Origin of the sequence: Paenibacillus sp. ISL-20 (genome assembly GCF_018613005.1) — a bacterium.
GTDB lineage: Bacteria > Bacillota > Bacilli > Paenibacillales > Paenibacillaceae > Paenibacillus_AQ.
Window position 1 is genome coordinate 1 of record NZ_JAGGRD010000065.1, and the last position, 15732, is coordinate 15732.

Sequence of the window (15732 nt, forward strand, 5' to 3'; positions counted from 1 at the left end):
CTTCATATTACAATCCGTCATATATAATTGAATCTCACATATTTTCATGAACTATTCAGATTATTAAAAGCAGAGTGAGGTGAGCGTGATGGAGGATACCATCACCATTGTAGAATATGACCAAAGCTGGCCTGGAGCTTTTCAAGCCGAAAAAGAAGCGCTGATATCGAGCCTTGGTACCGAAGCGGTAGCAATCGAGCATGTGGGGAGTACCGCGATTCCCGGACAGGCATCCAAGCCGGTGATCGATATCTTTGTCGGCCTGACGCTGCTACAGCCAGTCGCTTATTACGAATCACGGTTCGATCCCTTAAGCTATAAGCATATTTCAACTGGGATGCATGGAAGATATTTATTCGCCAAGCATACGGAAGGAAGTTGGACCCATAATGTCCACCTTATGAAGCATGATGAATTATTCCATACGAGAAATGAAATTTTATTGCGAGATTATTTGCGAAATCATCCGGAGCTTGTCGAGCAGCACGGCGAAATAAAAAGGAAGGTTGCCCAGGACGCAAACTCCATGGAAGCATACACAAGAGAGAAAACCGCTTTTATTCAGATGATTGTGGACATGGCCAGAACGGAGCTGGGCCTTCCGCTGCAAAATGTGTGGGAGGACTAGGATTTCATGTTCGTTTGACATTTCATCACGTGCCAGTCACGCTATTCTATTCATGGAAAATCAGGCGGCCAGCGTCTCTAAGATGTACGCTGGCCGCCTTTATCTCAATGGGGATAAGCCGTTTCGAATTCGATGCCGCACGGACCGCCATTTGGATTGATGTCCAGATTGACCTCCGTACCGTCTTCCCGGAAAAGCGGCCGGTAGAATGCACCGATCTTGGCTGCTGATGCGTTCGCGTAGTGGCAGATGAAGGCCCGACGAAAACGGTGGGATTTGTTGCGGTAAGAGCCGTGGATCAGGTTGCCGTTAAAGAACAGCACATCGCCTTTATCCATGATCGCGGGAAGGACCTTTCTATCCTTGGGAGGCTTCACAAAGTGAGTGGTAAATGACTCGTTCGAATCGGCTTCCTCCGGGCACACCAGGTCATAATCACTTGTTTTCGGAACAACGAGCAGACCGCCGTTCTGTTCATCAGCCGCGTCGATTGCGGTCCATGCCGCGATACAGTTGCCCGGCTCGACCTGCAGGTAGAAGTTGTCCTGGTGCAGCGCCTGACCGCGGGAACCCGGGGGTTTGTAATAGAACATACTTTGAGCCGCAAGTGCTGGTTCGCCATACAAATCGGCCAGTACCTCCATAACGGGCTTATGCAGCATGTATTTTTTGGCGGTTGCATTAAAGCGGTGAGGATGCATCACACGAGGATAACGTTTGAGCGGTTCGGCAGCTTCATCATCCAACACCGGTTCAAAGTGGCCGGGCACGGTTGTGTGGCTGATCTCCTCGAACGTCGCTTCGATTTCCGACAGCTCCTCCTGGTGGAAGAGCCCTTTTACAATTAAATATCCCTCCGTTTCGAACTTGTGCAGCTGCTCTACCGTCAGTACGTTTAACCTCTCTCGCATAGGAATTCCTCCCGTAAGATTATTGTTTCTTCCTGTTGACAATAGAATAAGGTCTGCTTATCTTGAGAGGAAGTATGATATCTGCTTATTACTACCGGAATTCTGCTATTCGAGGTACAGAGGAGGAGAGGCTTGTGCGGACGCCTGACGGACAGGAAGGCATATCCTTAGAAAGTACCGGAACCATATTCGGCGACCATTTCGATCAAGACGATGCTTATCGCCTGCGTCGTCCTCACGGGATGCAGGACTGGCTGCTTGTCTACACGCTGCATGGAGAGGGCTATGTCCGGACGCCTGCCGGGGAGAAACGATGTGGGCCCGGGCAGCTTGGCCTGCTGCGCGCCAACATCGCACATGAGTATGGGACAGTCCAAAGGAAGCGCTGGAACTTCCTATGGATTCACTACCCCGGACTTCCGGAAAACAGGATGCTGCGTCATGAGGAGTTCCTGGTCGAAACGCTGCCCGATGAACGCGTCCGAGGGCGTGTCGAGCTAGCGTTTCGGAATGTGCTGCAAGATTCGCTGGACCGGTTAGACCTATGGGAGGCACTGTGCGAGAACGCGCTGCGTGAGATTTTACTTCTGCTTGCACAGCGCACGAACAAAAAACTCGATCCCAGGGTCGAACAAACCCTCGGCCTGTTGTCCCGTTCGTTAAAAGAAGATATTCGAATTGACGCCATATCGCGAGAGATCGGAATATCGGGGTCAAGGCTGGCCCACTTGTTCAAGCAAGAAACGGGGTACACCATCGTGGAGCATCTGAATCAGATGAGGGTTCGCCATGCCGCCTTATTGATGATCCATTCCGGCCGTACAGCGAACGAAGCTGCGCAGGATGTCGGGTTTAACAGTTACAATCATTTTGCCGATCAATTTCGTAGACAGTACGGGGTTTCACCGAGGCAGTACCGCCAGGCGTGTAAGCCTACATGAATGCTGCCAGTCTTTTAAGTATTATGCATGAATCATTCTAAGGGAAGAAGCTGCCTGCAAGGGTGCCGTGAAGAATGGCTCTGTACAACTTCCCTGATGAGATGTTAACTTATAAGGATGTCCCACATATAGAAAGAAGGTATTAAGTTGGCACGATCCTTATATATTGCACTCATCCTCCTAAGCCTCATATGGGGAGGTTCGTTCTTTTTCATTAAAAATCTGCTGCACGATTTCGGCCCTTGGGGGATCGCCTTCCTGCGGTCGACCTTTGGATTTCTCTTCATTACGATTATCATGCTCATCATGCGGAAGCCGTTTGCCCTGCGTGAAATTCGTTGGCTGCCGACCGTCGTGATTGCGATGATCAATATGGCCCTGCCATGGACCTTAATCGGGTTTAGCGAAACCAGGCTGGCGAGCAGCATGGCTTCGGTATTAAATGCAACAACGCCGATTTGGACCATGCTCGTTGGTTTAGTGTTCTTCGGCTCCGTGTTTAGGCGGATTCAATGGATGGGCATGGGGGTCGCGCTTGTCGGTCTGATCATTCTGCTCGGCATTCGCCCCGGATCATTTATTACTGTCGATTTCATTGGCTTTGCAGCGATGATAGGTGCTACTTTGTGTTATGCCGTGGGTTCACAGTTATCCAAACGCTTATTGGGCGGACTGAGTATGTATCAGCTAACGTTCGGAACGCTGCTTGGGGCGATGGTAGGGAGCGGTATCATCGCTTTTACTACGGAAAAGATTGATCTTTCGAAGATCGCGGAGCCTACCAATATAGGTTCTCTTGTTGGCCTGGGCATCTTCGGTTCTGGCGTGGCGTATATTCTGTTCAATTATATGGTCTTGAAAGGGAGCCCCGAGTTCGCCACATCCGTCACTTATCTCGTCCCTGCAACGGCGATGATCTGGGGATATACACTGCTGGATGAACCGATTGGATGGAGCCTCATCATCGGCTTGATTCTTATTTTATCCGGGGTATTTATCACAAATCGTGGCGGACGAACACGAAATGAAAGAGTTGCTGCTGTACCTAAGTAACACTCATTAGTAACAAGATGGACTGCTGAGAGGCAGTCTTTTTTTTATCCCCTTGTTTTTCTTTATATGTAGCAATCAAGTTATTCAGAAATTTCGCTATAAATGAAATTGAAGAAATTTATAAAGAGTTTCCTAAAGAGGGAATAATACCGCGAGTGATACGATTCTTTATTTTACGCCGGGCCGCAAAAATTGCGGCTTTTTTGCCGTTATCCCTTTGCGTTTTGTTATTTTCCTCTTAGGTTTAAAAGCTTGAAAATACGATGAAGACTCTGCGATTATTCTACTTCTTTTGCAAAATCCACTTTGGCCCATAACGGGACAAATGTAATGAAGCATGATAAATATCGATTGACACCTTCTTGGCATTTGCCTAATATACGGGCCAGACGGCCCCCATCATGTTCTATATTTTACTTACAAGGGGCTCATCAATCCATCGGTAAAGGAGGTCCGTTTACAAAAACAGTGACTGAACGCCCGCTTGCGATCCGCCTGCATGTGGAACGATCCTTCGGGAAGACAACGATTGAATCTAAGGAGGCTATTTATGAGGTTTAGAAAGGGTGGTAAGTACCAAGTCTTGATGCTTGTAATTTGTTTTATATTGGCATGCTCAGGAGGCGGTGGTGTCGCAGCTGCTTCCGGGAAGAGCAGGCTGGCTCAAAAAACGTATGGGACACCGGAAGAAATTCTGGTCCCTAACAACTATACGGTGGCCGTGTTCAACGGTACCACCGGTAAGGAAGAGGGCCGGAACGTGCTTTACGCGACCAGTAAAGGAAAACCGGGGCATCTTAACGTCATTGATCTGGAGGACTATAAACTGCTGCGGAGCATTCCGATCGGACCTTCCGAAAGCTCCTGGGCACATACCACGGCACCGGACGGAACATTGTTCCTTGCGGCTGACGGCGGCGGAGCAAGGCTGTGGAGTTACTCTCCGGTTACTCATGTCCCTGTGCAGGTTGCACAGTTCGACGGACAGTCGGTCCCTAACAGCATCACCACGGATGAACAGGGCCGTGTGTATGTCGGAACCTATCCCGGCGGCAAAGTGTACCAGTACGACCCGGCTACAAAGCAGACAAAAGATTATGGCCGCGTCATCGGATTGCTTGATCAGGAATATGTGCGCTCCATCGCATACCAGGGCGGCAATATATATGCCGGTACCGCACATAAGCAGATCGTACGCGTGAATTTGGCGACCGGTGAGAAGACGAATATCGCTGCTTCCTTGCCGGTTAAGGAAGACACCGTGTATGACTTGAGCACGATTGATAACCGTTATTTGTTTGCCAGATATACGGACGGAAGCGGCATTCCTGGAGAGGCGTTTATCTACGATACGCAGACGGAAAGCTGGCTGGATGTTGTGCTGGAGAACGTAACGGGGCTGCATGCAACGGACTCGCTTGACGGAAAACTGTATTATATGTCCGACAAGAAGCTGAAAACGTTAGATCTTGCCACGCATGAAGTCGAGTTGACCGGAATGGAGTACAACAGCGGATTTCGTGGTGTAGATTGGGTGGAATTTCCGAACAATCCGGAATACCCGGGCAAAAATCTGGTTACCGTCCGTTATGACGGCGGTGTTACGATCATGAACATCGAAACCAAACAAGTACACCTGATGCCGCCGGTCATTCCCGGTCTGCCCGGCGTTGTAAACCGATTGAAAAGCGTATCCGATACAGAGTTGATCACCACCGGCTCGCAGGCGCGTTCTTCGCTCGTTGATCTGACGGATAAAACGACGACGCCGTTCAGCATCGGCCAGGCCGATAGCGTTCATGCCGTGGGCAATAAGGTGTATATGGGCGTGTATCCGGAGGGCGGACTGTACGAGTTCGATTTATCGACGGAGCCTGGAATGAACAATCCGAAGAGATTGGCCGTGCTGGGCAATGATCAGGAGAGGCTGGTGGATATCTCCAGTTCAAAAGGCAAATTGTACATTTCAACGATTTCCGGTTACGGAACTTTGGGCGGCTCACTGACCGTATATGACACCGCTACCGGTGAAATTAACGTTCACCGCAATGTCGTCCAGAATCAGAGCGTGCTTAGCACCACGGTTCATGACGGCAAGGTGTTCGGCTCCACGACGATTAGGGGCGGACTCGGCTCCGAGCCGACCGAGGCGGAAGCGAAAATCTTTGTATGGGATGAGGAGAAGCAGCAAAAAATCACCGAGTTCCCGCTCAGGGTTCCGGGATTGGATAAACCGATATTCATCGGCGATCTTTCCGCCGGTCCGGACGGTTTGATCTGGGGGGCATCCTATGAGTACATTTTTGCAATTGATCCCGATACCTATGAAATAGTAAAAAGCAAAAAGGTGTATCCAAGCTTGAACTTCAGCCAATGGGCGCATCACCCGCTGCGCTGGTCGGAGGATGGGCTGCTCTACGTACTGTTTAACAACAAACTGACGGTCATTGACCCAGAAACGCTGGAGCATCGGACATTGGCCGACACCTCCAGATTCGATTTACATGCGGATGGGAACCTCTATTTCACGGATATGCAGACCAATACGATCCTGTATCGGATGGAAATTGACGGAGAGGTTGTCGAAGAACCGCCGCATACGGCAGTTCCCGTCACCAATCCGGGCTTCGAAGAGGAATTAAAGGGATGGAGCCCGTTATTCGCTCCCGGTAACGGTTACCGCTATGATCTCAGCACAGAACGCAGTTTCACGGGAACGCACAGCCTGAAGATTACGGACACGCTGAGAACGGCATCCGTTGCCGTTCAGAGTGATCCGATTCCCGTTATCCCGGGAGAGGAATATACGGCGGGCATGAATCTTTATATTGAATCCGGCCAGCCGGGCTTTATGTTCCGATTCTTTGATAGCAATAACGCGACCATCTCCACCTTGGAAACCCATTTGGATGAATCGCGATTGGCCCAGTGGCAGAAAGTGACGCTCAGAGGCAAGGCTCCAGCCAATGCTGCCTACGCTAAACTGATTGCAGTAACTTCCAGATACAATGTGGCAACCGCATATTATGACGATTTCTTTGTTACGGTAAAAGACAGTGCGCCACCAGTCTCAACGGTAAGTCAATCGCCTTCTCCCAACGAGAACGGCTGGTTGAATTCCGATGTGTCGTTGTCTATCTCTGCGGACCGTGCCTATTCTATCGAATACTCCGCAGAAGGGGCACAGCCGATAGAAAAGAGCAAAGTAAAAGGGAATACGGCTCAGCTTGAAATCACGAAGGAGGGCGTAACGACGGTCACCTATTCCGCTACCAACTTCTCAGGCGTACCTGAGGTTCCCGGGACACTGAAGGTGCAAATCGACAAGACAGCACCGGTCGTTGAATTCACCGGTGAGCGTACGTACACGGTAACCGACTCCGTATACGTTTCGTGCAGCGTCGAAGACAGCCTATCCGGGCTAGCTGACAATCCTTGTCTTCGTCCATTGATTGAACGTCCTGCCTATTTCTTCGAGCCGGGATCCCATGATATTTCCGTAACGGCAATCGATCTGGCGGGAAATCAAACGGAAGCGGTCTTTCGTTTCGAGGTGGTCGTGACGTATGATAGCTTGTCCGCGCTTGCAGAGCATTTTGCCGCGAGCGATCCGGGGCTCGCACAATCGCTGTCAAGTAAACTCCTTAGTGCCCAAGAGGCCGAGAATAGGGGTAACACCTCTGCTAAGGAAGGCATGCTGAACGCCTTTTCCAATGAAGTCAGCGCACAATCCGGCAAAATGCTGACGGGTGAACAAGCAGAATTGCTTGTCAAACTGGCAGGTTATCTGTAAGCAGGCGAAAGCGTTAGTCAAAAACACGATACTTTGCTTCTAAATCATTGTCCATATTTTAGAAACAGACAGCCGCGTGAATCACGCGGCTGTTTTTGTTTTTCACAAAGGCAAGAAGCTTCATCTAACACGCATGGAGTGGATTATTTCGTAAATAAATGAGGTACCGTCGAAATTTGTCATAACAAATGTACGGTTTATACATCTAAAGTAGCAATTTTTCGATGTCATATTGACTGGAAAATAAAACCTAACTAGAATGTGTTATAACAAATAACTGAATACATCAAAAATGTTAATACAAGTAGTTGAGAAGGAGGTGGTGCGTTGCCAAAGCAAGCAGATATTAGTCGCCTAACATAGCTAATATTTGCTTACGCAATTTGATCGAGAAAAGGGAGGTCATGACAAAGTATGGACGCCCGATTAAACTCGGCATCCCCACAGCCCGCTCCAAAGTCCAACAAATGGACGCATATTAAAAGGCAGCTTAAGCGAAATATCGGGCTGTACATCATTATCTCGCCGGCGGTGCTTTATTTTTTGATCTGGCATTATTGGCCGATGTACGGCGTTCAGATCGCGTTCAAAGATTTTATGCCTGGCCTTGGCATTTGGAACAGTCCATGGGTCGGATTTGAGCACTTCGAGCGGTTTTTTGACGCTTATTATTTTTGGACGATTCTGAAGAATACCATCTGGATCAGTTTATACGGACTGCTGGTTGGCATTCCCGCTCCAGTCTTGCTTGCGCTTTTGTTCAACGAGATTCGAAATCGTAAATTCCGCTCATTCGCCCAAAGCATCTCCTACGCCCCGCACTTCATTTCGGTTGTGGTCGCGGTCGGTATTTTGTTCTTCTTCATCTCGCCAACGAATGGCGTTTTCAACTCCATCCTTGTTTCCCTGGGGAGAGAACCGGTCGATTATCTGGCAGAGCCATCGAAATTCTGGCACCTGTACGTCTGGTCGGGCGTATGGCAAGGAGTTGGCTGGTCTTCACTTATCTATAGCGCTGCCATCTCGGGCATCTCGCCTGACCTGTACGAGGCGGCTTATATGGACGGGGCCAGCAAATTTCGGCGAATTTGGCATATTACGATTCCCGGTATCGTTCCAACCATCGTGATCCTGTCCATTCTGAGCGCTGGCGGCATCATGAGTGTCGGCTTTGAGAAAATACTGTTGATGCAAAACCCGATGAACCTGGAAACATCCGAGGTGATCTCCACTTACATGTACAAGAGCGGGCTGCTTAACACCCAGTACAGCTTTTCCGCGGCCGTGGGCTTGTTCAATAATGTGATCAACTTTATCATCCTGATTATCGTCAATGCGGTTGCACGCAAGGCGGGGGAGACCAGCTTATGGTAAAGGCTCGTCCGTGCAGGATTAAGGAGGGAACGTAAGAAGTGCTGCTGAACATCAAACGAACGCCTGGAGAAAAGTTGGCCGATATCATCATTTTAGTGCTATCCGTCCTCGTGATCATCGCCATTTTGTACCCGCTTCTCTTTGTCTTGTTTGCTTCATTTTCCGATCCGCGCCAAATATGGGACAAGCCGCTGCTGCTGTTCCCGGCTGGCTTCAACCTGGACAGTTATGCCAAAGTGTTCGAGAACAGCGAGATCTGGAGAGGGTATGCCAATACGCTCCTGTACGCATTCATCGGGACGGCAATCAATATTATGATGACGGTATTTGGCGCTTATCCGCTCTCCAGAAAGCGCTTTTACGGCAAGGGACTGTTTACGCTGCTGTTTGCTTTTACAATGTTTTTCGGCGGTGGGCTGATCCCTCTTTATTTGGTAAACAAGGAGCTTAGTTTGCTGAATACGATGTGGGCCTTGGTTCTGCCTGGTGCGATCAGCGCCTACAACATGATTATCATGCGAACCTACTTCCAGACCCGGATTCCGGTGGAACTTGAAGAGAGCGCCTATGTCGATGGCTGCAACGATTTTCATATGCTGTACCGAATCGTCCTGCCTTTGTCCATGCCGATCATTGCCGTCATGATCCTGTTCTACGGGGTCGGCCACTGGAACTCTTATTTTGACGCCATGATTTATTTGACGGATCGGAATAAATTTCCGCTGCAGCTGATTTTAAGAGAAATACTGGTTCAGAACGACTTCAAGGAAATGGCCGGAATATCGGTCGGCGCCGAATATGCGGATCAGATGATGGTCAAGGAAGGCCTGAAATATGCGATCGTCGTATTATCCGCGATGCCGCTGCTGCTGTTGTATCCGCTGCTGTCGCGTTTCTTTGAGAAAGGCATCATGGTGGGAGCTATCAAAGGATAAAGCCGATATAGGAAGCGGTCATTACCGCTTGGAACTCATAACTCATGGAAAGAGGGGATATGGAAATGAGAAAAGGAATGAAGCTTCTGCTTGCCTTAACGATGACGTTCTCGCTTACGCTTTCCGCCTGCAGCGGTTCGGGAGGAAAGGCGGAGCCGGAACCAGCCGGAACGGACGGAGATCCCGGCAGTATCAAGTTAAGGATCGTTAAGCGCGGATATACCGATGTGCATCCTCCGGCCGATCAATTATGGATGTGGCAAAAATACGAAGAAATGTCCGGCATTCAAGTCGAATTTGAGGAGCTGGCGGGCTCCGCCGTGACCGAAAGGAAAAATGTCATGCTCGGCTCCAACGACCTGCCGGACGCATTCTATCGCATTGCTTTCGGCACCGATGAGCTGATGAAATACGGCAAACAGGGCTTGTTTGTTCCGCTCGAGGACCTGATTGAACAGCATGCGCCGAATTTGAACAAACTCCTGAAGGACAATCCGGATATTAAGGGAGCCATCACGATGTCGGACGGACATATTTATGCCCTGCCTTACGTCGATTTCTCGAAAGCGTTCAATTCCGTTCGCCTGTATATCCACAAGGGTTGGCTCGATGAAGCGGGGCTTGATGTTCCGAAGACGACCGAGGAGTTTCGCCAGGCGCTGAAAAAGGTGCGTGAGAAGGACAGCTCGCGTCTGGGCTGGGTGCTCGAATCTTCCTATTGGACCTTCCTGGAGAGCTTCCTGGCTGGCAGCTTCGGTATGGGAGAAGGCGGTGCCAAGGCATTCGGTCAATATCTATATAAAGACGCGGACGGACAGGTCAAGACGACGTTTAATGATCCGAAGTACAGAGAGCTGCTCCGCTACATGAGCGATCTGTATAAGGACGGGTCGCTGGCCCAGCAAAATTTCACGACAGGCTACGATTATGTGAAGTGGTCTACGGACGGTTCCAACAATCTGATTAGTTCGTTTGTATGGGAAGGTCCGGGATATATCGGGAAGGATGCAGCGGAGAACTATGTGGGCATTCATGCCCTGGAAGGGCCGAACGGGGATAAGGTCGCAGGGGTGTTGGGGCCGCCGGCTAAAGGAATCTTCGGTTTCGTGATAACTAACAAAAACAAATACCCGGTTGAAACCATCAAGTGGATCGATTACTTCTATGGGGAGGAAGGGATTAACTTTGCCACCTTTGGACTTGAGGGCGAAATCTACGACTTGGTCGACGGCAAACCGAAATACAAGGACGAGATTTTAAACTACAAGGGCGGTGTACAGCTGGGCGCTTTCCAGTATGTCGATAACGTGTATGGTGCTTATTATCCATATGTTGAGCCTGACGACGATTTGCGGATGGCGGCGCGCGGGACGACGGTGGCTGACGAAATCAAAGCGGATCCTGCAGAGCTTGATGAGCTTGCGCCCAAAGAGCTTTGGCCGGATTTTGTTCCCACGGATGACGAAGCCAATCAAACCAGCGCGATCCTGACCGACATTAATAAGTATATCGAGGAGATGCGGGTGAAATTCGTTACGGGGAAAGCGAACCTGGACACCGACTGGGATAACTACGTAAAGACCCTGGACAAAATGGGCGCCCAGCGCTATCTGGAAATCAAAAAAGCGCAGTATGAACGTTATTCAAATGTAAAGTAATCGAAATGGTGCAAAGAACGGATGAAAGGAGCGGTTTACATGCCAATGATGCAAACGCTATAATTTTAGTACGACAAGATTAACACTGGAAAATAGATAAAGATGGGATGAGAACCAAGTTGACCAAAGACAATAAACCTCCGCTGTACCGCGTGATTATGGATGAGCTGAAATCGCAAATTTCTTCGGGCCACTATCCTCCTGAAGCCCAGCTTCCTACGGAGGCCGAGCTGAGCTCCACCTTCGGCGTGAGCCGTATTACAACAAGAAGAGCACTCGAGGAGCTGGAGCGGGACGGGTTTATCTACCGCGTCAAGGGAAGCGGCAGCTTTGTCAAACCTCGGCAACGTGGACAGGAGCAGCGGTTGGTTGGAACAGAAAAAATGATATCGCTTATCCTGCCTTCCGAAGACGACCGCGGTACGATGGGATATATTCGCGGAGCTTCGGACTGGCTCAACGCGAACGGCTACTATTTGAGCATTCACCAAAGTGATTATGATTCCCAGAAAGAACGGGATTTGCTGGAAATGCTGACCCGAAAGGGCATCGCGGCCATCATATTGTATCCGCGGAACGATCAGACGAACTACGACATTCTGCATCGACTATGCCTTGAAGATTATCCGATCGTGACCATCGATAAATATTTTGATAGCCTGCCGCTAGGGGCGGTGGTTTCCGACAATTTGGGCGGTTCCTATCAAGCCGTATCCAGGCTGATTGAGCTCGGTCATCGAAAGATTGCGTTTCTGACAGCGGTCAGCATTGAATCGACCTCTTCGGTGCGTAATCGTTATTTCGGATACTGCCAAGCGCTGAAGGACCATAGGCTTCCCGTCGATAGCCGTTATATCAGGCTGAATATGAAGGACTATCGGGAGAAGGTTGGCTTTGAGCGATTTTATAATGAACTGCTGAACTCTTACCAGGCGGAGGGAGTAACGGCTGTTCAGACGGAAAATGATCTGATCGCTGCCAACTTGCTGAACCGGTGTTTGGAACGAGGGATCCGCATTCCGGAGGATATATCGATCATAGGCTTTGATAATAACCCTGTCACAGAGCATGTCATGATCCCGCTGACTACCGTTGAGCAGAATTTTTACGAGATTGGACGCCAAGCAGCCGAACATGTTGTAAACTGGCTGGAGAGAGGGAAACAGACACCGGACCGGACACTGATCCCGGTCAAGCTGGTGGAGCGTGATACAACCGCTCCTGCTCCAAAAGGGAAACTCACTGAGTAGATTTTGATATGAAGGCTGATTGCCGGGTAGGGCTCTTTACCTGCGCGCAATCAGCCTTTTTAGAGGCATGTAAAAGTTGAGTATAAAAATTCTCTACTTACTCAAATACTCCGCAAGAATGGTACATTATTTAGAGGAAAGGAGGTGATCAACATGTGTACGATTCATATGCTGGTCGGGATACCCGGCAGCGGAAAAAGCTATGATGCCAAACAATTATGCAAAAGCGAGCAGGCCGTCATCGTTGCGACGGACTCGATCCGTGAAAGATTGTTCGGCAGCGAATCCAAACAGAAAAATACGTATCTGGTATTTGACGAAGCTTTCGCCGAGATCGAACAGGTGCTTGCGTCCGGACGAAATGTCGTATTTGATGCCACCAATGTCAGCCGGGAGCGGAGACAGAAGTTCCTGAAGCGATTTGGCGATAGATCAGTGGAGTGCCATATCTGCACAACCCCATATGAAGTGGCTCTGAAAAGAGTCAAGGGACGAAAACGCCGGCTCGATGAGAAGATCATGATGAAATTTGCCAAGAATCTTGAATTTCCTGTCAGGGGCGAAGGATTCAGCGAACTGCATCTCGTTCATGAGCAGGGCGAAACTCAGTTTACAAGAGAAGAACTGGAAGTGCTGCTAACACGCAAACCGGGTCATGATGAGTTATTTGGCTACTTGTCCCAATCTCCCTATTTCAACGTGATGCTGGGATATGATCAGGAGAATCCGTTTCATTCCAAAACGTTGTCGGAGCACACGTTTGCCGTGCTGGAATATATCAATGCTTTCTATGAAGGCGAGCATTTGCTTGCTATGCAATTAGCAGCGTTGTTCCATGACGCGGGCAAGCCGTTTTGCAAAGTATGGAAGCAGGCAAGAGGGTACTATTCCTACTATGGGCACGAGCATGTATCGGCAAGCATAACCTGCCATACATTGAAGGACCTCGGTTATGATGATGCATTTATTCAGCACGTCGTTCAACTTGTGAGCTTTCATATGGAAATTTTGCATGGAGGAGATGGCGGGGCATCCAAAATCTATCATTTGTTAGGCGAAGATGTGCTGGCCGAGCTGTATTTCTTCGTGGAAGCCGATACCTTCGGCAAATAAGGAGGTGAACAACGATGAAAATGAAATATCCCAAAACGATGCATTTGCCATGGTCCAGAGGTTATACGGATGACGATAAGATTTTACGGAGTACTGACCATTTTACGGGGCAGGAAGTTGTTATTACCGAGAAAATGGACGGGGAGAACACCACGATGTACCCCAATTTCATCCATGCCAGATCTCTGGACAGCAAGGATCATCCTTCCCGTCATTATGTGAAGACGCTGCATGGTGGCATCCAGTTTTTGATTCCGGAAGGATATCGTCTCTGCGGGGAAAACGTATACGCCAAGCATTCACTTTCGTATTCGGCGCTGCCTGCCTATTACATGCTGTTTTCGGTGTGGAATGAGTATAATGTCTGCCTGTCATGGGACGAGACGGAGGCTTGGGCGGAACGTCTGGGGCTTGTAACGGTTCCTGTCTTGTACCGGGGAATCTGGAACGAGACTGCTGCCAAAGCATGTTACACGAAGCAGTCAAACTGTGGAGGGGAACAGGAAGGTTATGTGGTTCGGCTGGCTTCCTCATTCGCTTATGGCGATTTTAAGCGCAGCGTTGCCAAGTTTGTGCGCAAGAATCACGTACAGACCGACGAGCATTGGCTAAGCAAACCGATCGAACCGAATCGTTTGGCTTCTGGGGAGTCAAACAGTTAGAATGAATAATTCTTAATAATTTTTAGAAAGAAAATGAGGTGTTGATCATGTAATTCCAGATTGCTTTTTATATGAGATGATGTGAAACCTTAGACACGAGCTGCCGCTGAAATCGGGGCTTTTTTTATTGTTTTTGTACATATTGGTTACCATATTTTGTTAGTTCAAGTATAATGAACCTATACATAAGGATGAAAAATAGAACCATCATGATTCCAAGATAGGAGATAAGATGAATAAGAAGAGGATGTTTCGAGTTTCTGCTCCGTCAGGGGGCAGATTGATGATTTCGATGTTGATTTTAATCGCTATTCTTCTTGGGAACATAATAAGAGGCCATGAAGAAAAGGACATCTTTTATTATGTATGGATTGTATGGTTGGTTCTTTTCTCCGCCATATTCGTCATCACCGTATATAGAACCTACGTGAAGAAGCTAAGTGTGATGGAAATGCATCAAGATGGAATTGTTATAAACGGTACAGAAATAAACGCTGAAGCTGTAGCATGTTTATTGATCAATGATGACAAGAAGCGGGTAATCGGGATCAAGCCGAAAGGGCGTAAAATCGTACCCCTAAAGCTATGTTTTGCGTTCGCGGAGGAGCAGGCGGAAGGGATCAGGCAGCTGGAAACATGGGCACAAGAACGTCATGTGAAGATATCAAAGGGATTTTTTATGAGGTGGATGTAGCGGAACGCTGTATGAGAGGTTTATCTAATGATATTAATTCTTCTTTTAAAATATTAAATCAAGAAAGCAATCAAGAAGAAATGTCCCGAAGATGGGCCGGCTATAATGTAATCAGGTGTTTAGACATGGATTTTATTATAGGGAGAGGCAATCAATCATGAATAGTATGTTCAATCAATTGGATATGACCCAAATATTAAACCGAATCGACACATTAAACTCTCAATTACAACCGTTATGGGGAAAAATGGATGTTGCCCAAATGCTGGCTCACTGCTCTGCGTTCCAAGACATAGCCATGGGCATCACAAACCCGCCAAGAGGCTGGTTAGGTGTATTGGTAGGGAATTTCGCGAAGCCCGTTTTTTATAATGACAAACCGTTACCCCGCAATATGTCTACCATTCCGGATATTATGATTGCGGATCCAAGAGAATTTGAAACGGAAAGAGCACGATTGAAGGAAAAAATCATAGCGTTCCAAAAGAACGGACCTGAGAGATGTACCACGCATCCCCATTCATTCTTCGGTAAACTGACCCCGGAGCAATGGGGAAAAGGGTTATACAAGCATCTGGACCATCATTTGAAACAGTTCGGCGTGTAAGAAACCTATGCAGTAATGATGCAAAAATACCCCGTATTTCTCGACAATCTAAAGCCCCTCAGCGGGGCTTTTTTCTATGCCTGGAACTCATGCCTGTCATGTTCACACCTAAA

General features: G+C 48.6%; 13 protein-coding genes. 12 read left to right on the plus strand and 1 reads right to left on the minus strand.

Annotated features, from left to right (window positions below):
• Nucleotides 1-88: 88 nt before the first annotated feature.
• Nucleotides 89-628, plus strand: a complete 540-nt coding sequence (locus tag J7E85_RS29950) for a GrpB family protein (protein WP_215163635.1) — start codon at nucleotides 89-91, stop codon at nucleotides 626-628.
• A 104-nt stretch (nucleotides 629-732) separates the two neighbouring features.
• Here J7E85_RS29950 and J7E85_RS29955 read toward each other — a convergent pair whose 3' ends face one another.
• Nucleotides 733-1539 (minus strand): phytanoyl-CoA dioxygenase family protein, encoded by an 807-nt coding sequence (locus J7E85_RS29955; protein WP_215163637.1) that lies wholly within the window; start codon nucleotides 1537-1539, stop codon nucleotides 733-735.
• A gap of 134 nt (nucleotides 1540-1673) precedes the next feature.
• On the opposite strand from J7E85_RS29955, the gene J7E85_RS29960 reads away from it, so the two are divergent.
• The 11 genes from J7E85_RS29960 (at nucleotide 1674) to J7E85_RS30010 (ending at nucleotide 15619) form a co-directional block, all read left to right on the plus strand.
• Nucleotides 1674-2480, plus strand: a complete 807-nt coding sequence (locus J7E85_RS29960) for a helix-turn-helix domain-containing protein (protein ID WP_215163638.1) — start codon at nucleotides 1674-1676, stop codon at nucleotides 2478-2480.
• A 147-nt stretch (nucleotides 2481-2627) separates the two neighbouring features.
• On the plus strand, nucleotides 2628-3533 hold the full coding sequence (locus J7E85_RS29965) for a DMT family transporter (RefSeq protein WP_215163640.1): 906 nt from the start codon (nucleotides 2628-2630) through the stop codon (nucleotides 3531-3533).
• Between the two features lie 550 nt (nucleotides 3534-4083).
• Nucleotides 4084-7326 carry a PQQ-binding-like beta-propeller repeat protein gene (locus tag J7E85_RS29970; protein WP_215163642.1) on the plus strand — a complete coding sequence of 1081 codons (3243 nt, stop codon included), beginning with the start codon at nucleotides 4084-4086 and terminating at the stop codon, nucleotides 7324-7326.
• 414 nt (nucleotides 7327-7740) lie between these two features.
• On the plus strand, nucleotides 7741-8700 hold the full coding sequence (locus J7E85_RS29975; RefSeq protein ID WP_215163644.1) for an ABC transporter permease: 960 nt from the start codon (nucleotides 7741-7743) through the stop codon (nucleotides 8698-8700).
• A 38-nt stretch (nucleotides 8701-8738) separates the two neighbouring features.
• Nucleotides 8739-9635, plus strand: a complete 897-nt coding sequence (locus tag J7E85_RS29980) for a carbohydrate ABC transporter permease (protein ID WP_215163646.1) — start codon at nucleotides 8739-8741, stop codon at nucleotides 9633-9635.
• A gap of 65 nt (nucleotides 9636-9700) precedes the next feature.
• The gene (locus tag J7E85_RS29985; protein WP_215163648.1) at nucleotides 9701-11293 is read left to right on the plus strand and encodes an extracellular solute-binding protein; all 1593 of its coding nucleotides are present in this window, start codon (nucleotides 9701-9703) and stop codon (nucleotides 11291-11293) included.
• A 119-nt stretch (nucleotides 11294-11412) separates the two neighbouring features.
• Complete coding sequence (locus J7E85_RS29990; protein ID WP_215163650.1) at nucleotides 11413-12543, plus strand: GntR family transcriptional regulator; 1131 nt, start codon at nucleotides 11413-11415, stop codon at nucleotides 12541-12543.
• 153 nt (nucleotides 12544-12696) lie between these two features.
• The gene (locus J7E85_RS29995) at nucleotides 12697-13656 is read left to right on the plus strand and encodes an AAA family ATPase (protein ID WP_215163652.1); all 960 of its coding nucleotides are present in this window, start codon (nucleotides 12697-12699) and stop codon (nucleotides 13654-13656) included.
• Between the two features lie 14 nt (nucleotides 13657-13670).
• Nucleotides 13671-14318 carry an RNA ligase family protein gene (locus J7E85_RS30000; protein ID WP_215163654.1) on the plus strand — a complete coding sequence of 216 codons (648 nt, stop codon included), beginning with the start codon at nucleotides 13671-13673 and terminating at the stop codon, nucleotides 14316-14318.
• A gap of 283 nt (nucleotides 14319-14601) precedes the next feature.
• Nucleotides 14602-15012 carry a hypothetical protein gene (locus J7E85_RS30005; protein ID WP_251036150.1) on the plus strand — a complete coding sequence of 137 codons (411 nt, stop codon included), beginning with the start codon at nucleotides 14602-14604 and terminating at the stop codon, nucleotides 15010-15012.
• A 157-nt stretch (nucleotides 15013-15169) separates the two neighbouring features.
• Nucleotides 15170-15619: a DUF1569 domain-containing protein gene (locus J7E85_RS30010; RefSeq protein ID WP_215163658.1), complete on the plus strand. Its 450-nt coding sequence runs from the start codon at nucleotides 15170-15172 to the stop codon at nucleotides 15617-15619.
• Nucleotides 15620-15732 lie beyond the last annotated feature (113 nt).

Excerpts from the sequence above, each read along its gene's own strand:
- J7E85_RS29975 (WP_215163644.1), top strand. The coding sequence starts at position 7,741 with ATGGACGCCCGATTAAACTCGGCATCCCCACAGCCCGCTCCAAAGTCC.
- J7E85_RS29970 (WP_215163642.1), top strand. The coding sequence starts at position 4,084 with ATGAGGTTTAGAAAGGGTGGTAAGTACCAAGTCTTGATGCTTGTAATT.
- J7E85_RS30005 (WP_251036150.1), top strand. The coding sequence starts at position 14,602 with ATGATTTCGATGTTGATTTTAATCGCTATTCTTCTTGGGAACATAATA.
- J7E85_RS30010 (WP_215163658.1), top strand. The coding sequence starts at position 15,170 with ATGAATAGTATGTTCAATCAATTGGATATGACCCAAATATTAAACCGA.
- J7E85_RS29985 (WP_215163648.1), top strand. The coding sequence starts at position 9,701 with ATGAGAAAAGGAATGAAGCTTCTGCTTGCCTTAACGATGACGTTCTCG.
- J7E85_RS29995 (WP_215163652.1), top strand. The coding sequence starts at position 12,697 with ATGTGTACGATTCATATGCTGGTCGGGATACCCGGCAGCGGAAAAAGC.
- J7E85_RS29950 (WP_215163635.1), top strand. The coding sequence starts at position 89 with ATGGAGGATACCATCACCATTGTAGAATATGACCAAAGCTGGCCTGGA.
- J7E85_RS30000 (WP_215163654.1), top strand. The coding sequence starts at position 13,671 with ATGAAAATGAAATATCCCAAAACGATGCATTTGCCATGGTCCAGAGGT.
- J7E85_RS29955 (WP_215163637.1), bottom strand. The coding sequence starts at position 1,539 with ATGCGAGAGAGGTTAAACGTACTGACGGTAGAGCAGCTGCACAAGTTC.